The following is a 21,507-nucleotide window of genomic DNA, read 5'->3' as shown; positions in this document are numbered from 1 at the left end:
AATGGAATTATCACAACTCGAACCGCAGATCATCTGGAAGAATTTTTCAGCATTGAACTCGGTTCCCCGTCCCTCGAAAAAAGAAGAAAAAGTAATCGCATTTATTAAAAACTTTGGTGAGCAGCTGAATTTAGAAACTACGGTTGATGAAGTTGGCAATGTGATCATCAAAAAACCTGCAACGGCGGGCATGGAAAACAGAAAATCTATTGTTTTGCAGTCTCACCTCGATATGGTTTGCCAGAAAAATAATGATATCGAATTTGATTTCGACACGGAAGGAATCAAAATGGAAGTTGATGGTGATTGGGTAAAAGCAAAAGGAACAACTTTAGGAGCTGATAACGGATTGGGTGTCGCCTCCATCATGAGTATTTTAGAAAGCAGCGACATTGCTCATCCTGCTTTGGAAGCGCTTTTTACCATTGACGAGGAAACAGGAATGACCGGCGCGATCGGATTGAAACCGGGACAGTTGCAAGGTCAAATTTTATTGAATTTAGATACCGAAGAAGATGACGAAATCGATATCGGCTGCGCTGGTGGCGTAGATGTCACCGCTTCGCAAACTTACGGTGTAGAAGATCCTAAAGGACAAATAGTAAAAATAGAAGTAAAAGGGCTACAAGGTGGCCATTCCGGAATGGATATCCACAAAGGTTTCGGAAATGCGAACGTTCTTTTGGGAAGACTTTTATATACCGGCGTTTACAACCAAAACATTCAGTTAATTTCCATAGACAGCGGAGGTCTGCGAAATGCCATTCCCAGAGAGGGAAACGTGGTTTTATCAGTGCGGAACTCAGTGGAATTTATTGAAGGTGCTGAAATTCTGAAAGCTTCTATTATGGAGGAATTCTCTTCTGTAGAAAAGGATTTACACCTCAATATCGAAACTTATTCAACTCCGGAGCAAGCAATTTCTGAAGAAGATTCCAGGAAAATAATTCTAGCTTTAAAATCAGCTCACAACGGCGTTTACAGAATGTCGCCCGACGTGAAAGATTTGGTAGAAACATCAAACAATATCGCCAGAGTACAACTGGAAAATGGAGCATTACAAATTTTAAATCTTTCCCGTTCTTCCGTTGAATCGGGAAAATTTGCCGTGGCTGAACAATTGAAATCTGTTTACGAACTAGCCGGAATGGACGTAGAATTCAGCGGTTCTTATCCTGGCTGGAAACCAAAACCAGGTTCTGAAATCGTACAGATTATGGAGAAAATCTACGAAAAAGATTTCGGTGAAAAACCCCAGGTGGTGGCTTGCCACGCCGGTTTAGAATGCGGAATTATCGGTGCCAATTATCCCGACATGGAAATGGTGAGTTTCGGACCAACAATCCGCGGAGCGCACTCTCCGGATGAGAGAGCGAATATTCCTTCCGTTCAGAAATTCTGGGGATTCTTAAAAGAAATTTTAGCGAATATTCCGGTGAAATAAAAATAAGATCATCAATAGTTATAAAAACCAAATACGCAAGCCGTATTTGGTTTTTTTTATACTTTATCTCACAAAAGCGTAACCCATATTACCTTTGAAATGTGCTAAAAAGTTCTTTTTATGGATTGAGAACTTTTAAATCAAACCTCAATACTGAAAAGGGAAGAAATAGATTAGAGGAATTAAAAAAAAACCGCATCAAGATTTTTGATGCGGTCTGAAACAGAACTTATTTTGCATTAGGACAAATCACTTTCATCTGTGTACGTCTGTTGACTTGGTGCTCTGCTTCTGTACAAGGAACGCCCTTTGCACATTTATTGAGCAGGTGGGTATCACCATATCCTTTCGCAACCAATCTGGATCTGCTGATATCCCGTGAAATAATATATTCTACGGCGCTTTCAGCTCTTCGTTGAGAAAGTTTCATATTATAAGCATTTGATCCCCTCGAATCGGTATATGCAGACAGTTCAACCTTCGCTTCGCTATTATCTTTCATAAACTGTACGAGTCTGTTGAGTTCGGGTTTGGCATCTTCCCGAATGAAGGATTTATCGAAATCGTAAAGAATATTTTTGAGAATAATAGAATCATTACAGCCCGCTTTATCCATACAAATCTGCATTGGAATCGTCTGCGAGTCGCTCAAGGTATAATCATTCGTATTTAATGTTACCGTTTGCGACATAAAGTCTGATTTTTTACCATAGACCGTGTAAGAAGTTTGCGGCATAGCAGTGAAACTAAATCCACCATTAAGGTCGGTATTTACTGTTTCTACATATCCGGAGCTGTTATTTTTCACCATTATCATTGCATTACCTATAGGTTCAGCTGTTTTACAGTCGGTCGCGGTACCCATTACCGTAAAGCGATCATTGACCAGCAAAATTTCTTTTGTAATACCACCACTGGTACAGTTACCAAACTCAGAAATATCAATCATATTTCCGTTCAGATCTCTTCCCTGATAATTTCCGGTAATCATGTAATTTCCTTTTACAACCGAAGAGAAAGTGATTGAGCCATCTTGATCAGTGACTCCATTTTGTATGGTATTTCCATGTTCATCCAGCAAAATTATGTCGGTGTTCGGAATTGCTTTTTGTGAATATTTATCTTTCGCCATCACCGTAACGACACATTCCAAGGAGGTAGGTTCGGCTATAACTTGTTCTGTTTTTTTATTAAATTTGAATACCAGACCTGCAAAAATACCAAACGACTGCAAAGATCTTTTCTCAGGTTGTACCCTTTGTACAAAATTAGCAGGACTGATCACAATAGGAGCTCCACTTGATGGGTTAATATCGTAGAATGCATCAGTGACATTTAATGCGGTGTTTCTCGCATCGAATGTTCTGAAATGGTTCATGTAATAACCACCGACGGTAAAACCTACATTATTGCTAAAGAAAATATTAAACTGCAAAGAAGCTTTGCCTGCAAAAACACTTTGTTCATCGAATCCACCATGGTAATTCAGCAGGATACCGCCCGGATTTGCAGGTGAATTATCAAATCCCGTCAATCTCGTTTCTCCGCCTTTTATAGAAGACAATCCCGCTCTTAACTTGAGTTCAAAATCAGATCTTGGACTGATCAGAAATCGGAAATCGGGACCTATTCCGTAAAATAAACGGGTAATTCTATGTTCATCTAGAATTACCGAACTAATCGGTTGTTCGGAAGCCGTAATTAAATTTACGGTTGGAAATGTATTTCTCGGTTTGTTTTGAATATAATCAAAATCTCCACCGATACCGAACCAATTCCAGTAATAATCTAAAGAAGCACCTGCTCCAAATCCGCCTTTAAGATCTATAAACGGAGTATCATGTCTAAAAGTAGGAAAATCATAACCTGCTCTCAGCGAAACCCTTACACCAGAATTATCTGCGGGGGATGAATTGGGTATTGGACTTCCTGTTTGGGCTGGCATTTGTCTACAAATTCCTATTAGAAATAAGAGACTGGCTAATTTTAAATGTTTCATTTTGTACTAATTAATGGTTATTTATTAATTGAAGACAAAGTAGAAATTGCATCTTGATTCAAAATTTTATCAACAAATTCGGCAGATGCTTTGCTACTTTATTTTACAGAAAGTAGAGATCGGCTTATTTCAAAGTTGCTTAATTTGACAGGGTAAATTTTCAAATAATTTTTTCAAACCTGAAACAGTAAATAGATGAACGACTCTTTAAATCGACCAACAGCAGCATTATCAAAAAACACCAAAAAAGTTTAAGAAAAATTCAGATATATTAACGGAAAAACCTTATTAATGACTGCCGGATTTGCCAATAAAATTCTTCCGACTGCGAAAAGGAATTCATTGAACGGAATCAAAAAAAACTCAAAACACGTAGAAATAAACTTACCGTTTAATTCAATTCACAACAAAGCAAAAAACATCGTAATTTTAAGGAGTAAAAAAAGTGCACAGCATTAAAGAATTGATATTCAATTGAAAAAATTAATACATCAAAAATTAAACATCAAAAAAAATATGGCTGCAAAAAACAATTATGCTGAACTTTTCCAGATTTTAAAGGAACGTTTTGAGTCAAATATCAATCGGCACCGAGGTTTGAAATGGGAAAATATCCAAAATAAACTTTCCAAAAATTCAAAGAAATGCGAATCATTACTCCAGATGGAAAACAGCGGTGGCGAACCTGACGTGGTCGGAGTTGACCCTAAATCCGGAGAATATCTTTTTTATGACTGTGCCGCCGAAAGTCCGAAAGGCCGCAGAAGTTTTTGCTATGACAAAGCAGCGCTCGATCAAAGAAAGGAACACAAGCCAAAAAACAATGCTGTTGATGCCGCAGCATCGATGGGCATTGAAATCCTAAATGAAGGGCAATACCGGGAATTACAAAAACTCGGAACATTTGACACCAAAACTTCGAGCTGGCTGAAAACGCCGGAAACAATCAGGAAGTCCGGCGGGGCTCTGTTTGCAGATTTTCGATATGATACTGTTTTTATTTATCATAACGGTGCTGAATCTTATTATGCTGCCAGAGGATTTCGGGGAGTTTTAAGGGTTTGAGTTTTTCTGTCAGTTTACCTACAAAAAGGCCGGAAGAAAATTCTTCCGGCCTTGCTATTTGCGCTAATTCCAATCAGGAAGTTCCTGAATTAGTCGACGATAATTTTAGCAGACTGTGTTTTTGTGGTCATAAAATAGACTCCTTTTGGAAGTTTTTTAAGATTCACTTTTTCTTTGTCATTCACGTTATTGATGGTTTGTAACAACTGTCCATTCAAACTATAAACTTTTACGGTTTCATTTTTATCGATTCCGCTGATGAAAAACTGGTTGTTTTTTACAGGGTTTGGATATACCGTAATTTTTTGATTTTTAACCGTTCCCTCATCAGTTGCAAGCCGTGCATAACAAGTCCATGAAAGATTATCGAAACTCTGTTACTAGTCGTTTCATCAATCAATTCAGGAAAGATTGACATCTTTTCATTATACAACCACCCTTCTACCTTATAAGTCAGCATACAGTACACGTTGCCATGAAGGAGCATGCAGAATGTCCACGTGTTTATTTTGTTGTGTACTGGATTCTTTTTATTGGAAAAGGCCCAATTTGTATAAAACCATCACTATCTCAAAAAACCTTCAAACTTGTTAGATTCACATAAACATATTGTTAGGTTAATCTAATTTCGTAGTTTAGCATTTCTAATGAGCAGTAGAAACATTAAAAAACAGGATGGAATCAAGTAACAATTTAGGACTATTAAAAAAAGATCAAATCGCCGTTATCATCGGTCTCTCACCGGACTGTAGCCGCGAAGTCAGGCAGCGGCTGCTCGATTTGGGCTTCGTCCGGGGGTCAGAGATTACCGTTCAGACGATCAGTCCGCTCAGAAACCCTGTTGCCTACAGCATTCACGATACCTTAATTTCCCTGCGAAATGAAGATGCACGAAACGTTTTAATCGAATTAAAAGCAACCGTATGAAAACAGCATGCGATACCTGTGAATTAAATCCTTCTGCGGAACTCAGGAAAATGGGTTTTTCCGCGGGAAATTCAGATTATACGGTTGCACTGGCTGGAAATCCCAATACAGGAAAAAGCACCGTTTTTAATGCATTGACCGGTTTAAAACAACATACCGGAAACTGGCCCGGCAAAACGGTAGTCCGCGCTGAAGGGAGTTTTTCTTATCAGGACGATCACTATAAAATCGTCGATTTACCCGGGACTTATTCGCTTTTATCGACTTCAGAAGACGAGGAGGTTGCCAGAGATTTTGTTTTATTCGGGCAGCCCGACGTTACTGTTGTGGTCGTGGATGCAAGCCGTTTGCGAAGAAATCTGAGCTTGGTTTTACAAATTTTACAAATCACCGATAAAGCAGTACTTTGTCTCAATTTAATGGATGAAGCTCGGCGCCATGAAATCTCAATTGATGTACGAACTTTATCAAAAGATTTAGGTATTCCCGTGGTGGAAACCAGTGCGCGTTCCAAGGAAGGAATCCCGGCACTTTTACCAGCAATTAAACAGGTTGCCAACGGAAGTTTCATAACAGCTCGACACCATTCGTTTGCATTATCTGCTCAAAGCGGAAAAGCCGTTTCTGAAATCGAAAGCCTGTTAGCTCACTTAGATCCCGATTTACCAAATGCCCACTGGCTTGCCATCCGCTTACTGGAAGATGATGAAAGCATTATTGCCGGATTAAGGGAAGGGCGGCTTTCTGCTGCAATATCCCGGCAGAATTTGAATCCTGTTTTAGAAACCGCTGATAATTTACGGATTGAACTGGGCGATACCTATCGAAATGACCTGGTAGAAAGCATTTATGCCCGATCGGCGCAGCTGGTTAAAGATTCTGTTTCCTCTGATCAGTCCAAACGTTCGTTTCGGGTCGACAGAGCCATTGATCATGTTGTGACGCATCGGATCTGGGGCTTTCCTATTATGTTTTTACTGTTAGGCGTTATTCTCTGGATTACCATTGTAGGGTCTAATTATCCTTCCCAAATGCTGGCATCCTTATTATTAGATACCATTCATCCGGTTCTGAAAAACGGTGCCGTCAGCCTGAACTTTCCGTGGTGGCTCAGTGGTTTTCTGGTGGATGGAGTTTATCTTGGTACCGCCTGGGTCGTGGCCGTCATGTTGCCGCCAATGGCTATTTTCTTTCCCTTATTCACTTTGCTGGAAGACTTCGGTTATTTACCAAGAGTTGCCTTCAATCTGGATCGTATTTTTAAAAAATCCGGCGCTCATGGCAAACAGGCTTTAACGATGAGTATGGGTTTTGGCTGTAATGCTGCCGGCGTTGTTGCCACCAGAATCATCAACAGTCCGCGGGAAAAACTGATTGCCATTATCACCAATAATTTTTCGCTTTGCAACGGAAGGTGGCCTACTCAGATCATTATTGCAACCATTTTTCTGGGGGTCCTGGTTCCGGGTCAATGGTCGGGCACCGTTTCGATGTTGGCCGTCATCGGAATTGCAGTTTTGGGAATTGCCTTTACCTTTTTTACGTCCTGGCTTTTATCAAAAACTTTATTAAAAGGAGAATCGTCATTCTTTACTTTAGAACTTCCGCCTTACCGACCTCCGAATGTTTTACAAACCGTTTACACTTCTTTAATTGACCGGACTTTAATCGTCTTATGGAGAGCCGTTGTTTTTGCGGCACCCGCCGGAGCGGTAATTTGGCTCATCTCCAATATAACCGTCGGCAATCAAAGTATTGCGCTGTGGATGATTACCGGATTAGACCCTTTCGGAATGTTTATCGGTTTAAACGGCGTGATCCTGCTGGCTTACATTGTAGCGATTCCTGCCAACGAAATTGTGATTCCAACGATATTAATGCTGACCACTTTAACCATTGGAAACACTGCCTTAGGGGCTGGAGCAGGCGTGATGTTTGAAGGAAGTGATTCAGAAATCGCCCATTTATTAAAGGCCGGGGGATGGACAACGCTTACCGCGGTTAATCTGATGCTTTTCAGTTTGCTGCACAATCCCTGCAGCACGACCATTTATACCATTTACAAAGAAACCGGCAGCAGAAAATGGACTTTTGTAGCCACCATTCTGCCCGTTATTTATGGATTGTCTGTTTGTTTTGTGGTCACGGCAATCTGGCATTTTTTAGCGTAGAATAACTCCAACTGCTTCATTTCGAAGGTCTTCAAAATTTAATGTAAATTGCAGTCAAATAAAGACCTCTATTATGAAAACAATTAAAATCGGACTGGTACTTTTATTAAGTCTTCTACTCACTTCCTGCGTGGTTTCTACTGCTGCAAAGATCGTTACTACGACCGCTAAAATCGGGTATTCCGCTGTGAAAGGAACCATAAAAGGCGTAAGCTGGGCCGTTCAAAAAGCAGATGGAAAAATAAATGAAGACCGTTTAAACGGAACCTGGAAAGTGGTAGGTGTTTACAACGGAACCTACGAACAGTTTGCGCAGGACAGTGATCCGGCAAACAATTTCAAAAGCGAATGCACAGAAGGTTTTGAGGTCATCGAATTCAAGTCTAATAAAGGGAAATTTCAACCGGTACATTGCCAGAGCGAAAAAGAAGATTGGGTGAAATACAAATTTGAGTTTGGTAAAAATCCTCAGACGAAAAACAAAGAAAATTACTTAAAATACAATTCCAGCAACTACATTTCGGTCATCGATGTTACGGGCAAAACGATGGTTTTGGAAGGGAATCTCATGCAACGGTATGCATTTTCCGGCGGCAAACTGTTTCTTTTCGAAAAGGTGAGATAGTCTTTATAACTAATTACGGAGATACAGCAATGATATCAAATACAATTTAATGGATCACGCTGGAAGAAGTTTTATTCCTTATATATAGCTCCCACTGAACTGGCAGATTTTGATGTTTTTAAAAAATGAAATAAATCTGTTCAATCCTTCAAATCTGCGGAATGTTTTCTCCTCAAAGGTAAACTGGTTCTCTCATCGCTTTTTTAGATTTACCATAATTTTAAGCCTCTACTTATTACTTTTGTTTTTTTAGTAAGAATTTTTTTACCGGTACCGGATATTAGGTTTTTCGATTATCCATGATAGTTTAATGCACTAAACCGGCAGACTGACCATCCCCTGAAAAATCTAATATTCAGCATTTATATTGCATCGTATCAATTTATTTTGTACCTTATCCGATAATCTAAAAATTTAAAACAAAATATATGGCGGATTCTTTCTCCAAAAAAGAAAACTTTAAGAAAAAACTTCAGAAGCAAAAAGAAAAGGCGATGCGCCGTGAGGAGCGCAAAGAAAGCAATGACAAAGGAAAAGGCTTAGACGACATGATTATGTACGTCGATGTCAACGGGCAATTTACAAGCACCCCTCCTGACAGAAGTAACGACAATAAAATTGATGTAAGCAATATTCAGTTGGGTGCAGCACCCATTGAAGCTGAAAATCCTATTAAATCAGGGATCGTTACCTTTCTAAGTGAAAAAGGGTATGGTTTTATTACCGAAGACAAAAACAAAGAAAACATTTTCTTCCACAGCAATAATTGCGAAGTATTGGTAAAGAAAGGCAACAAGGTCTCCTTTGAAATAGAAAGATCTCCGAAAGGACTTTCTGCGATAGATATCAAAGTAATCAAGTAAATCTATAAAAAAAAGCTTCGAAAGAAGCTTTTTTTATTGTTCTGTTTTTAACTTCTTCAAAATTTTCTGCAGGCGGATCCGGCATTGTGAGCTAAAAATCTGCGTGACCGAGAGCGCAGCGAAGCAGTCCATTATAGGTAATCATGTTTATTTCCTTTTTATAATCGTTTGCAAACGGAAGGTCGCTTTTTCCGGTGTTTTCTTCAGGTCAAAAATCACCGTATTCTGTGCGGTATAATCAATCCTCAGCTCTTTCAACATCGATTTGGCATTGATATAATCATAATCACATTGAGGACACTACGGCTGTTTTCCTCCTATTTCCAATTCCGCTGTCTCATGAAGGAGACTTTACTGCAGTGAATCTTGTAGCCCCTTAAGTGCCCAAGACTTTATTCTAAAAATCAGGCGATGAATCCTGCTCTTAAACAAATAGTATTTTCATTCATGATTTATTTATAACTTGGCCTAATGGAAGAAATGATTGCATATTTTCTGAAATTTGGAACTCTCACGAAGCAGCAAATTGAGCTTATCGTCAGTAAAGGTCAAATACTGGAATTAAAAAAGGAGGATTACTTTTCGGAAGCCGGAAAAATTCCAAGGCAGGTGGGATTTGTAATTGAAGGGGTGATTCGTGGTTGTTATTACAATAATAAGGGGGAAGAAATTACACGGTGTTTTATCAATGAAAACAGTTTGGTGTGTGATTACGTCAACTTTGAAGCAAACACGGTCTCTTCCGAGTATATTCAAACCATCACGGATTGCCGCCTTGTTGTATTTTCCAGGAAGGAGTGGGAAGAACTCTCCCTTATCATTGCGGGATGGGATCCCATTAAAAATAAAATGGTACAACTCTGTATGCACCAAAAATCGCGGAAAGGCCCGGTAATTTCGCAAGATGCTACCACACGGTATTTAGAATTTATGGAAAATTACCCCTTGCTCGTCAATCGAATTCCTTTGTCAAATATCGCCTCCTATCTGGGAGTAACGCAACAATCGCTCAGCAGAATACGGAAAAATATCCGATAATTTATTTTTTACCATTTGGTAAACCACACTCCTCTTTAATACCCCAATTTTGTAGTAGAAATTTAAACAGTACAAAAACATGAAAACCGTATTAATTACAGGAGCGAACAAAGGGATTGGCTTTGAAACTGCCCGCACGCTATTAGAAAAAGGTTTTTTCGTATTCCTGGGAAGCCGCAGTTTAGAAGGTGGCCGGGAAGCCGTAAACCGATTAAAAACAGAAGGATTCAAGCACATGGAGGCAATACAACTCGATGTTACCGATCCAAAATCCGTACAAACTGCCCGTGAAGAAATCGGCAGAAAGACAGAGGTATTGGATGTCCTCATCAACAATGCAGGCATCAACGGAGGTAATGCTCCCTATACCGTTCTTGAAGCCACCAATGAGGAATATATTAATACACTGAAAACCAATATAATAGGCGTAGCGGAGGTGACAAAAATGTTTATAGACCTGTTGCGAAAATCTCCGGCCCCCAGAATAGTTAACGTGAGTACCAGCGTTGGCTCCCTTGCATTACAGACTAACCCGGAATGGCCGGCCTACAGCTATGCCAAATATGGTGTATATGCCGTATCAAAGGCGGCTTTGAATATGTACACGGTACAGTTGGCGTATGAATTACGGGAGACGGATTTTAAAGTAAATGCGGTTTGCCCGGGACTTACAAAAACCGACTTCTCTTTCTTTAATGGTGGCGAAGTCGGCGTTGCTGCGAACAGAATCATTAAATATGCTTTGATTGATAAGGAAGGTCCCAGCGGTGAATTTTTCAGTGAGGAAACCAATCCGGAAACGGGTGGGATTCCTTGGTAAAAAGCAGCGGTATCATTGCAAAAAAAGAGGTTGGCTATTTTTAGCGGACCTCTTTTTTAGGTAGGCAGATGGCCCCGTTAATTTTTTTTTACCACTGGTTACTTTCCGATACAGAATCTAAAAAAACGTTTATTAATGGTAGTTTACGGAGCTTAAAGTGTACAAAAGTGGTACAGTTCCAACATGCTGCAACATTTTTTTTTTTAGATTTTGACCGGGTTTTCTTCACCTATAAGCACCTTCCATACTGCGTTTTGTAAAAATACAACATTTTTCAAGATTTATATTGTATACCTTCACAAACGTAAACTTCAATAAATCAGCTATTTAACTAAAAAATAGAATGTTGAAAAATGATAGATGTTAACATGATCATCTTTAAGTATCCTTTAGATTTGATAACTTTTAATATCAATAAAGATTTTTTTAAGTTTTTTTGATTTTAATACTCACTAGAAACAAAATACTGTATCGTAAATTTAAGCCGTATGCAATAATCCAATCTATAAATCATTTTCGAAATGTTATTCCCGGCAAAACAAAAATCCCAAAACAAACAATATTTTATCGAGAGGATTAAAAGGTTATTCAAAAACTCTCATCATTGCTGAGAGATTATCTTATCTACTTCTCTTTTTACTGTAAAATTCTTATAACTAATGTATTTACTTGATTTATACTTTTAAAAAACATGAATAAGAAGCGATATATTCCATTGGTAGTACTACAGTATTTTACTATAAACAACTAAAAATAGCTTCAACTTTAGCAACGTAACGCTCTGCTGTATTCTTATCAATAATATCGCTGGAACATACATTGTCACTGTAAGTATGCCCGGCACAGTTTCTCAGATTTAATATGTTTCTATACTTTATAAATAGTCTTTCCGCTTGATTATAATTTGTGAAAATGTTCTTCAGATAATTTGAAAATTCCAGCACTAAGGGAACCGAACAGTAATTATGAACAGGATCGTTTTCTGACCTGATATAGTATAATAATTCAAAGATTTGAGTTAATTCTCCAAATTTATAATCTGTAGAGCTATTGTTGGTGAAAGTCCTTAAATGATAAAAACAAATTTTCTTTTCATTAATTGTTCCCATTTCAAAACCAATTATTTGAGGATTTGGCATGCTGTACCCTAAACTGATAAAAATAGTATTTAATTTATTTTTATAATTGGCATCTAAGCTCCAAAGAGTTTTATTTGAAGGAATAACGGAATTTTTAAAATTATTCATCCATTTTATCATCTCAAATTCAACTGCTCGACCATATTGTATAATAACAGGTGCAAAATCGGCAGCATCATCTAATGTTTCTAGTAAATATTTACCTGTCGACAAATATTTTAATGTTTTTGAATTGTTAATCTTAGTTTTATCTATAATCCTTTCAATTTCAGTTAAATATCTTGAATAGTCTGTCTTGGCTGTATATTCATCAATTTTTTCTGCTTGCCTTTCCAGGAGTTCTTGGAATTCTAACTCTTTTTCCTCCTTCTCTCTTTTAATTAAATTTAGCTGTTCCTCTAATTCACTTTTCCCCGAAGTTGTAGTTGACAATTCTTGATTAAGTTCCTCAATTTTAGAATCATAGTCTTTAAGCGTATCATTAGACTTTTTAAGTTCCTCTTTTATTGTTTCATACTCTTCAACAAAAAGATTTCTTTGAATATTCAATAAACTTAATTTCAAATTAGTCTGTTCGTCAAAAAATCCTTTTCCAAAATACTTGTTATAATCAATACTACCATCTTTATCTATCTGTACATGACTAATGTACTCATCTTTCACTCCTTGTCTAACATCATTAGGATGATTGAAGTAATACATCTTAACATCGTTTGGAGAAACTATTTTTCGACCTATATATTCTTGAAATTTATAAATTAGATACTCGCTATGAGTTTCTATTAAGAACTGGATATTGAACCTAGAAGCAGCATCTATAAATACTTCAGCCATTTTTGACTGTAAAGAAGGGTGTAAATTGGCTTCAGGTTCTTCGATTAATAATGTTGAAGGGCTAAAATAGATTGTTTGTCTATGAGAATCATCTCGATTATCAAAATCATATTCATGGGGTAATTGATGTTTATAAGCGATGATCGCTATTTTCATAATAATTGGAAGTAACTGAGATATGCCATATCCTAAATCGACTAAAGGAGTTCTCGTTCCATCAAAATTGACTAAAAAAATCTTGGTTAAACCTATTGCTTCATCTCTAAAGACAGAAAGTTTCTTTCCTATTTTCAATCCTTTTTGTTCCTGTTTTTCATTTTCACTTTCATCCAAATCATTAATCTCTCCATTACCAATCCAGAAGTTTACAAAATTTTCGATTTGTGGATGATTTTTTAAATATATAGCAGAGAAATCTCTTGCAATCTGAATATCTTCACTATTTTGCTCATCAATAAACCATTCTCTATTTCTACCTCTTGTAGTTGGTAAAAAATAAACTTTATTTAAACTATCAATTTTTTTCTGTATAATATCTGAAAAATCTTTCTCTATTGCTCCCAATAGGTTTGTAAAAAGTTGACTATTTGGTGTTGTTTGAAAGGGGTTTTTAAAAAGACTTCGCAAATTCTGTTTTTCACTGGTTTCCTGTTTTTCGTCAGGTTCCTTTTCTTTTAGCTCAGCACTTACTATATCTCTTTCCATCCCATCACCCATAAAACCAATAATATTATTTGTTTTGAAACATTCTAAAATTTTGTATTGGCTATTATTACGCCCTAGAAGAAGGTCTGTCGTAATTTTTTCTTCTATTGCTGATAATTTTGACTTTTCATCTTCTGTTATTTCAGAATAATCAGAGAATAAACTTTTTCCTTTTTCAAGTTTTTCCGTAAAATCTTCATAACCATCTTTTTTCTTTTTAAGGAAAGGAAAGTCAAAAAAGACGCCCTTATATTCTTTAATCCTGCTAAATAAATCAATTGTAAAATAGTTTTCAGTTTTTTTATTAGGTTCAATTCCTTCCTTTATTTCTACAAAAGGTGTATCTATGATAAGTTGAATGATTTTTTTTAAATCAATGCTTGTTGACATCTCCCAATCACCAGGTTCATCGTGATATTCTCTGAACCCGATAATATTCGACCAATGTAGATATTCTTCATTCTTCACAATGGCAATATCTTTAATGTCGTGGGAAATTATTAGATCTTCTTTAGTTCCATTCTTAGGTATAAATCGTTTCAATTCATACCTAATCTCCAAATTCGCAGATATTTCTCTACTATTTCCCAGCTTTATCGGAAAAGCAAAAACTAAATCTTCATCTTCTTTAAAAATCGGCAGTTCACTTGGATAGTCGTTATTTTTTTTATGAAAATCCGAAAGTTTAGAATACATACTTTGGCTGTCTGGAATCTCTGATTTTTTAAAATCCTCCATTGTAACTCGATTATAGATACGTTCAAGATTTCCAAGTTCATGTTTCATAGCCTTGAAATCTAAGGTTTCTGTAACAATTCCATCTTTAAAATTATCAACCAAGAATTGTATTGCTTTGAAAACAGAACTTTTTCCTGCATTATTTGTACCCGTTATTAATGTTATGGGTGCAAATTCAAGATTTTCTTTTTTTCGGAAAGTCCTAAAATTCTGTAGCCCTAATCCCTCTAAGTTTGGCATTATTATAAATTATTTTTTAAAAGTTTATACCTTTATTGTGTTATAGATGATGAGTTAAATTAATCAAGAATACATGTAATATGTTTATTTTGTATATTTTTTTTCCATTGCACTCATCAGTATAAAAGAATCAAAATTTTATTCTGATAAGTATTTGATTAAAATACCATTTTCCATCCTGTGACAGTAAGTTATTTGTTGTGTTGAAAATATACTTGAACATACTAATTGGTATTTCTACAGAAAAAAAAATAATGTTTTTAGAAAAAAACGGTATTATAAAGCAAAATAACGTTTTAGTTTTTTGGTTCACCACATTCAAGTCTTGATCAATAAATCTATCTCCACAACTCTACTCAACTTATGCCAATTCATTATATTTTCCGTTCTGTCAGTATCTGTAGATCTTCTCATTTCAATTTTATAACATAGAACCAAATTATTATTTTCAAGATACTCCAAAAGATTCTTTTTCTTGATTTCTAAAGTTAATCCATGGGAACCTGGCTTAAATCTCCTCCATCCAGGACCACTTGCGTATGAGCCGATCCATTCGCTAGCTTTCAAGGGACTTTCTTCATCACCCAAAATAATCTGCAGTAAATTCTTTTCCTGCAATCCCATAGCTGAAAAAGCATCAGAAGTAAGATTTGCGTAAGTTACATCAACCACACCACGGAAATTATTTGATGTAACCTGAACAATCGGTTTGATCTCTTCGACTGGATATGGCGGTAAATCTGCCATAACCAATGGTATATCATATGCATACATATTATGCCGAAGCTGAAATGGTAAAGGATTCAGATCAGAAATAGTAAAATCGCGGGATTTCAAAAAAGCTTTCGCATCAAAATAGCATGTTCCGCTCAGCTCCTTGTATTTATTCTGCCGTTGGCTGCCTATTTCAACCAATGGAACAAATTCCGCTAATCTGTGGACAAAGTTTTGAATTATAGACTCAAAATCATTAAACATTATAAAATCCTCTTCAGAAATCCCCGGAGTGAACCAGTTAACATCATCGGCTTTCCGTTGTACCTGATATAATAAAGTGCTCGGATCATACAATCTAAAATCATTACCGATCCCGCTGATAAATTGCTGATCAAAAAAAATTGTACTGATATTACTATAAAACACACGATTAATACTGCTTTTCACCTCATCATAATAATGGGACTGAATTTCAATATTGTCAAAATTTGTGTTGATATTATATTTCCTTTGTACAGCTGCATCCTCAAATCTGGGATTTTCGCTTCTTCCGTTGGTTTTAATTTCATCATAAACCAAACCAAATATTGATTCAGCACTTTTAAAGTGATCATCAATCTTTTTCAGTAGTTCAATTTGAAACCTGGATAATATATAAGATCTCATACTATTCTTTTTATAAAAAACACTTTCCAGGTTTTCCGACTGAAATTGAACCAAAGGACTATTTACATCTGCCGTTTCTTCTTCAGAAAGGAATCCAGGTAAATAAGTATTGATCAGATTTAATAATTCTTTCCCCGTTTGGACAATATTAAAATGTTCCTTATCAAGCAACGCGAATAATTCATCCTTATGTTTGGCAAGGATCTCGGTATGCTTCAGCGCAATTGCCTGAAGTACAACAATACCATGCTCTATTTCATTGTCGTTACCGTTTACGATACAACATTTTACAAACACGTCAAGAGCCTCAGCATCATGCCAAAACATATCAAAGGCAGAACGCAGTGTCAATTCCCTAATTTTAACAACAGGATAGTTAAAAAGCCAGATCAGATGTTGAACTGTTATTTCTTTAAAACTTGGTGTCTCGACATGTTCAAGGATAAACTCATACCTGTCTTCTTTTGGTGAGATTCCTTCACTTAGCTCTTTATTATAGAGTAAATTTGCTTCATAATATGCTTTTATCGAATTACCTTCAAAATATTCTTTGTACTTTAACAGCTTGTCAATCGCCAGTGTCAATTCACGATTATATTTACTTTTCTGAATATAGTAACTATGAAGTAGAAATCTTTTTCCAAAATCGACGTCTTCTCTAAGGATCGATGTCAGGATATCGAACGCAGGCTTATCGGGATCTGTTTCCCTTGGAAATAAAACACTGTCATATTCGTAGCGTGAAAGCATTGACAGAATCTCTTTCGCTTTCTTAAGGTCAAGAAATAAAAAACGGTTACAGATCTTAAGTAAGCTTAGCGTTCGGGTTTTACCATTAGTATGTCTATCTATAAATTCAACAAAATCATCAAGATGATCCAGTGGACATTCGTCCACCAAAATGATAACTTCGGAATCCGGTAAAATATACTGCAGATCATGGTTCCTTTGGAGATGGAGTTCAGAAAGTAGGTTATCAAGCCATTTATTTACATTTAAGTTTTTTTCTACATGGTCTTGAAACTCGGTACTTTGTAAAATATCCGCAATATTGATCACCAATTCATTAAAAAAGCTTTTAATTTCCCTGATATTGTTGGGTTCAGAAATGATCAGATTTACAATCTTTTCTTTAAACGAAACATACTCCTTCGTCAGTTTTGTAGCTCTACCATTATCTAAGTTTTCGGGAGACGTAATCCCTTTTAATAATTTTACAAAAGTCTTCTTGTATGAATTATATAGCCTCCGTAATATTTGGTTACACTGATTTTTGCGGAGGTTTTCAAGAGCTCTTTCAATATAAGCTATAAATCCTGGATAATCCTCTTTAAAGAGCTGATGTACTTTTTCAGGAGGCAATTTTACATCAGCGTAAACAAATTTCTTTTTGTTCTTGGGAATAGTATCTTTATCTCTTGCCACTACATTGAGATCAGCTTCTTCAACAGGCAGATCCAAGGCATATTCCTTTGTCGGAATACTATTTTCATCAAATATTTTTATGATTTCCTTAATGATCTCCGGCTTGTCAAGTTCTGTCAGGGCATTGAATTTCATCAGGTCTACGATCTGCTGAATCATTTCCCTATCATCATAGAAAATTGCACGTTCAAGCAGCAACAAGCTAACGTTTCTAAAATGCCCCTCACTACTGGAACCATTGCTCCATCTGGCCATCGTTTTCACAATAGCCAGATACAATCTGATATCATCAGCTGTACAATTCCGGATCATCGGTTTCAGTATGATATCCAATGTTTCTTCCCTATCAATATTTTCTTCTTCAAATTCCATCAACTTAAAAGCCAGATCAGGAAACCTTTTGCCAACAAATCTGATGAGATTGCTAAGAACGATATGATGCATTCTGCCATTTCCCGCATTTTTTAATTTATCCTGAATATGGAATACTTCCGAAAGCCTTTTTAATGTATTGTCGGGATCTATCTGATGGATCATCTCCAACGGCCCAATTATATTGGACGTCTGATAGTCTTTCCGAGATCCAAGCCCGAAGGAGACATTCAACATCTGATTATATATCCGTTTAAAATCTTCCTTAAATCCGCAGATTCCATATACGCCAGCTATCTCGCCAAGGTAGCCTGTCAATGTGGTGGCCTCGTTTTCTGACAAAGCCCTATTTTCAGCATGCTGGATTAGTGCAAAGATCAGTTCTCTTTCACTGCTATATCTGCTTTTATGGAGCTTTTCCGCAATTGTTAACCCAACCGTATAATGCGTGAAGGCATTATTAATATCATCATTCTCCATCCAGTAATTCACCAGCAATTTCATCTGTTCATCTGATAAAATGCCAAATGCTACCGCAAAAACATCAGCAAACAGTACTTTTATGTTTCTGGCAATTGCAGGACTTTCTGAATCCATATCGAAAAGACCTCTTGACCTCGTTTCGGACAGATTTATTTCATCCCCATAGAGATTTTCAATGCATTCTTCAAAGTTATCCTGGATTTCATCTTCTTCAAGTTGACCGTTTCTCTCCTCATGCCATAAGCGGGACAATAGAAAAATTGATTCATAGATCTGCTCTGCAGAATCCGAAACATAGTTTAATTCACGAATTAGCGTATCGATAGTCTCCTCCTGAAAAATCCACAGAACTTTCAGAATTTTAAAAAGACCGCTTACTTCCTCACTTAAGGCTGAGTTCAAAGAATCTTTGTCAATAATTTCATTTGGCAGAACAGGTTTTGGGATGACTCTTGATGGAAAGTAGCTTCTAATTTCCTCATCAGTAAGATAATCCGTACAAAATTCTACCAGTTCTATGAAACCCTCATCCTCTACCAGACCAAAATTTATTTCCTTTAATTTACTTATTGCTGTAGCCTTTTCTTTACTGAGTAACAACAATTTTATCAGTGTAATCCGAACTTTTTGCTTGAGTAGTTCGTCTCCTAACTCTCTTTCAAGCATCAACAATTTCCGATATTGTTTACAGTCACCGAGATATTCGATGACCTGTAACTTGATAGAGTTGTTATATTCTTCATTTTCATCAGGCGTATGTTCCTCAACCATATGGTCGGTGTGATCTTCGTTAGTAGGGGACCAACGCATCTGATCTATCTTTGAAAATACAGGCAATATATCTTCTAAAAATAATGCCTCAGCCTTGTAAACCTCAACAATGTTTTGATAGGTATTAGTAGTCAGCGGTTTTGAAAATCCCTGGGTGATCACATTCGCAGGTAGAAGATTGCCCGTTGTCGCAAAATATTCTTTGAGATAAAAACATAAACCTTCTTTACTGGTGAGAACAAAATCTCCATCCCATATATATCTCAGACTATTGGCCAATTCACCGGCGCGCAAAAGCAAGATGGGCAAATCTATTTCTGAATTGTCCATTTTTTCTCCAATTTGTCCAAACTGATCCTTTAAAAAAGCGAGCCTTATAAATTCAGGTAGTGATGTGATCTCGATACTTGCCCTCACAGCCAGATCAATATTGATATTAATTTCCTCAATGGACCGATAATTCCGCCATGCTTCCTTTGCCCATTCCAATGTGGTCATTGAAATAATTTCGCCAAATTTCCGTAATTCAAACAGGTGCTTGAAATAGTTCCGATAAGCATCATCTGTGAAAGGATTTTGCTTATAATACTGGCTTAGTGCTGTATTAAAGGTTTCCTTTAAGTTTGGTGTTTTTGAAATAATAAATTCCCTGAAACTATTATGAAATATAGCATAGGATCTGCCATCCATCTGCTTCAGCAAATGTGAAAATCGATTGATCACATTTTCTATGTCCGTAAGATTCCTTTCCTCACCTGCAAGACTCAGTATATTTTTGACTTCTATAAGTTCGGTGTTTTCCTTACGATAAGCCAGAACAGCTAAAACCCACTTCGCCAAACTATCATTTTTTATTCCCTGAAACAGATACTCATGGTACAGATCAATTGTACCGCCGGCTAACTGGGGGAAATCAGATAAAATCTCCCCAAAGTCTTCTTTACGGCTTTTTACTAAATGCTCAGAAATATAATGAAGGTATAGCGGTATACCCCCGGAGATCTGTTCGACCGAATTTAAAATTTCAGCTGAGTCGACTCCCTTGTTATGGAGATACTCTTTTATTTCGCTTTGGTTAAATGGAATTACCTTAATATATCTTTGCGGCTCAGAATCAATCTGCGCCAAAACAGAAGGTGAAAGCACGGCGCTGTACTGTGAGCTCAGAATAAAAAAGATATTTTCAGGAAGATGTCCCTTAATGGAATTCAGCAATGAATCCTCCCCGACCGCAGTATCCCTATGTACGTGGTCCAGACCGTCGATAATAAATATTATTTTCTCCCCCAAGGTACTAAGTTTATCAATATACTGGGAAAGTTTTTCCTGATAGCGTTCCGAATACAGATTAGGCAATTCGACATGGGGGAAACTTTTTTCTATAGCAATACAGAGTGATTTCAAAAAATATTCAGACTGATGACGAAGTTCACCAAAATTATTTTTTAAATCCGGGATAAAACAGTAGTAAGCCAAGGTAACATCCTTGTGACTCATCTTGAATTTTGTCAGCGATGTTGATTTACCAATTCCTGGAAGTCCCTCGATAAAAATATAGCCGCCTGGTAGCTCCGATAAGGCCTTTTCCAATTGACTGAAAAAAGTCTCGTTCGCTACATAATGCTCATCTGCTATCACCTTAAAATAATGCGAAAGTTTATCTTCGAACCTTTCCAAAATTCCCAGTTCCCTCAGAACTATTTGTTTGGTAATGGCATGACCTGAAATACTCCATTTGACCACAGCATTCAACAGCTTTTCCATCAATATCTTCTCAATACCCAAAGTTTCCATTTTAAACTTCAATGCATGCTGCACCTCCTCTATTGGAGCTTGTTCGAACCTAAATTCCAGAGATTTGATAAATTCGTCAAATGAATTCTCATCCAGCGCGCATTCAGCCCGTATTTTTTCGATTGTAGGTTGGTATTCATCAAAATTGACCATTTCGTCATACCTTTTTTCAAAAGACTTCAGGGGTTCAAAGAAAATGCCTATCACCTCTGACAGGCTATGGCTTAATCCTTCACTTGGCCTCTTCTGTCTCCCTACTTTTTTTGTTGTATATAAATTGATTGAAAAAGTTCCACTGTGTCGTTTCGCAGTTACATACCCCTCTGCAAGTTGCTTAAATAATGATTTTTTGGTATCTTTTCCGGTCTCAGATTTTAACATACTGCTTAGCGTATAAGATTTTTCTTCATCTTCCGACCACTTTACCTGAAAATAATCTGTGTGACCATTTTTGAAAACGATAATATCATCAATGTGATTCCCTTTTTTATAATTCTCGAGCATCACTTCTCTTATGTCACTCTGATAAAAAAGACAATCGATAATTTGCAGTGCTGCGACATTATTTTGGTAATAAAACCCTGCCTGTGAAGCCGATCCTTCCATATGTTTAATTTTTTAACGAGTTAGTTTTTATGGCTGTTATACATCTCCTAACATAGGGATAATTT

12 protein-coding genes are annotated in these 21,507 nt (G+C 36.8%); 8 read left to right on the top strand and 4 right to left on the bottom strand.

Translation table 11 applies throughout. The features are described from left to right. Position 1 precedes the first annotated feature (1 nt). Complete coding sequence (locus QGN23_RS01565) at positions 2-1,444, top strand: aminoacyl-histidine dipeptidase (RefSeq protein WP_282905282.1); 1,443 nt, start codon at positions 2-4, stop codon at positions 1,442-1,444. Between the two features lie 229 nt (positions 1,445-1,673). On the opposite strand, the gene QGN23_RS01560 is transcribed toward QGN23_RS01565, so the two are convergent. Further along, positions 1,674-3,443: an OmpA family protein gene (locus QGN23_RS01560; RefSeq protein ID WP_282905281.1), complete on the bottom strand. Its 1,770-nt coding sequence runs from the start codon at positions 3,441-3,443 to the stop codon at positions 1,674-1,676. 516 nt (positions 3,444-3,959) lie between these two features. Between QGN23_RS01560 and QGN23_RS01555 the strand changes: the two genes are divergently transcribed. Next, positions 3,960-4,508 (top strand): DUF4256 domain-containing protein, encoded by a 549-nt coding sequence (locus QGN23_RS01555; RefSeq protein ID WP_282905280.1) that lies wholly within the window; start codon positions 3,960-3,962, stop codon positions 4,506-4,508. 89 nt (positions 4,509-4,597) lie between these two features. On the opposite strand, the gene QGN23_RS01550 is transcribed toward QGN23_RS01555, so the two are convergent. Beyond that, positions 4,598-4,759, bottom strand: a complete 162-nt coding sequence (locus QGN23_RS01550; RefSeq protein WP_282906422.1) for a T9SS type A sorting domain-containing protein — start codon at positions 4,757-4,759, stop codon at positions 4,598-4,600. A 424-nt stretch (positions 4,760-5,183) separates the two neighbouring features. Here QGN23_RS01550 and QGN23_RS01545 point away from each other — a divergent pair, with 424 nt between their 5' ends. From QGN23_RS01545 to QGN23_RS01520, 6 genes are all read left to right on the top strand, one after another. Further along, a complete protein-coding gene (locus tag QGN23_RS01545; protein ID WP_282905279.1) occupies positions 5,184-5,435 on the top strand; it encodes a FeoA family protein in 252 nt (83 codons plus the stop codon). Further along, positions 5,432-7,606, top strand: a complete 2,175-nt coding sequence (feoB, locus tag QGN23_RS01540) for a ferrous iron transport protein B (protein ID WP_282905278.1) — start codon at positions 5,432-5,434, stop codon at positions 7,604-7,606. The genes QGN23_RS01545 and feoB overlap by 4 nt, the downstream gene beginning before the upstream one ends. A gap of 73 nt (positions 7,607-7,679) precedes the next feature. Continuing rightward, positions 7,680-8,231, top strand: a complete 552-nt coding sequence (locus QGN23_RS01535) for a hypothetical protein (RefSeq protein WP_282905277.1) — start codon at positions 7,680-7,682, stop codon at positions 8,229-8,231. Positions 8,232-8,659: 428 nt separating this feature from the next. Next, positions 8,660-9,094, top strand: coding sequence for a cold shock domain-containing protein (locus QGN23_RS01530; RefSeq protein WP_282905276.1), 435 nt, complete (start codon positions 8,660-8,662; stop codon positions 9,092-9,094). 471 nt (positions 9,095-9,565) lie between these two features. Beyond that, positions 9,566-10,132: a Crp/Fnr family transcriptional regulator gene (locus tag QGN23_RS01525; RefSeq protein ID WP_282905275.1), complete on the top strand. Its 567-nt coding sequence runs from the start codon at positions 9,566-9,568 to the stop codon at positions 10,130-10,132. A 79-nt stretch (positions 10,133-10,211) separates the two neighbouring features. Beyond that, positions 10,212-10,952 (top strand): SDR family NAD(P)-dependent oxidoreductase, encoded by a 741-nt coding sequence (locus QGN23_RS01520; RefSeq protein ID WP_282905274.1) that lies wholly within the window; start codon positions 10,212-10,214, stop codon positions 10,950-10,952. 737 nt (positions 10,953-11,689) lie between these two features. Here QGN23_RS01520 and QGN23_RS01515 read toward each other — a convergent pair. Beyond that, positions 11,690-14,608 carry a DUF3696 domain-containing protein gene (locus QGN23_RS01515; protein ID WP_282905273.1) on the bottom strand — a complete coding sequence of 973 codons (2,919 nt, stop codon included), beginning with the start codon at positions 14,606-14,608 and terminating at the stop codon, positions 11,690-11,692. A gap of 318 nt (positions 14,609-14,926) precedes the next feature. Continuing rightward, a complete protein-coding gene (locus QGN23_RS01510; protein WP_282905272.1) occupies positions 14,927-21,442 on the bottom strand; it encodes a dsDNA nuclease domain-containing protein in 6,516 nt (2,171 codons plus the stop codon). Positions 21,443-21,507 lie beyond the last annotated feature (65 nt).

Origin of the sequence: Chryseobacterium gotjawalense (assembly GCF_030012525.1) — a bacterium.
Taxonomy (GTDB): Bacteria; Bacteroidota; Bacteroidia; order Flavobacteriales; family Weeksellaceae; genus Kaistella; species Kaistella gotjawalense.
Note: the sequence above shows the minus strand (reverse complement) of the source record. Positions and strands in the feature narration are given on the sequence as shown.

What these genes read in the sequence shown, in the direction of transcription:
- QGN23_RS01565 (WP_282905282.1), top strand. Translation starts at nt 2, where the DNA reads ATGGAATTATCACAACTCGAACCGCAGATCATCTGGAAGAATTTTTCA.
- QGN23_RS01560 (WP_282905281.1), bottom strand. Translation starts at nt 3,443, where the DNA reads ATGAAACATTTAAAATTAGCCAGTCTCTTATTTCTAATAGGAATTTGT.
- QGN23_RS01555 (WP_282905280.1), top strand. Translation starts at nt 3,960, where the DNA reads ATGGCTGCAAAAAACAATTATGCTGAACTTTTCCAGATTTTAAAGGAA.
- QGN23_RS01545 (WP_282905279.1), top strand. Translation starts at nt 5,184, where the DNA reads ATGGAATCAAGTAACAATTTAGGACTATTAAAAAAAGATCAAATCGCC.
- feoB (WP_282905278.1), top strand. Translation starts at nt 5,432, where the DNA reads ATGAAAACAGCATGCGATACCTGTGAATTAAATCCTTCTGCGGAACTC.
- QGN23_RS01535 (WP_282905277.1), top strand. Translation starts at nt 7,680, where the DNA reads ATGAAAACAATTAAAATCGGACTGGTACTTTTATTAAGTCTTCTACTC.
- QGN23_RS01530 (WP_282905276.1), top strand. Translation starts at nt 8,660, where the DNA reads ATGGCGGATTCTTTCTCCAAAAAAGAAAACTTTAAGAAAAAACTTCAG.
- QGN23_RS01525 (WP_282905275.1), top strand. Translation starts at nt 9,566, where the DNA reads ATGGAAGAAATGATTGCATATTTTCTGAAATTTGGAACTCTCACGAAG.
- QGN23_RS01520 (WP_282905274.1), top strand. Translation starts at nt 10,212, where the DNA reads ATGAAAACCGTATTAATTACAGGAGCGAACAAAGGGATTGGCTTTGAA.
- QGN23_RS01515 (WP_282905273.1), bottom strand. Translation starts at nt 14,608, where the DNA reads ATGCCAAACTTAGAGGGATTAGGGCTACAGAATTTTAGGACTTTCCGA.
- QGN23_RS01510 (WP_282905272.1), bottom strand. Translation starts at nt 21,442, where the DNA reads ATGGAAGGATCGGCTTCACAGGCAGGGTTTTATTACCAAAATAATGTC.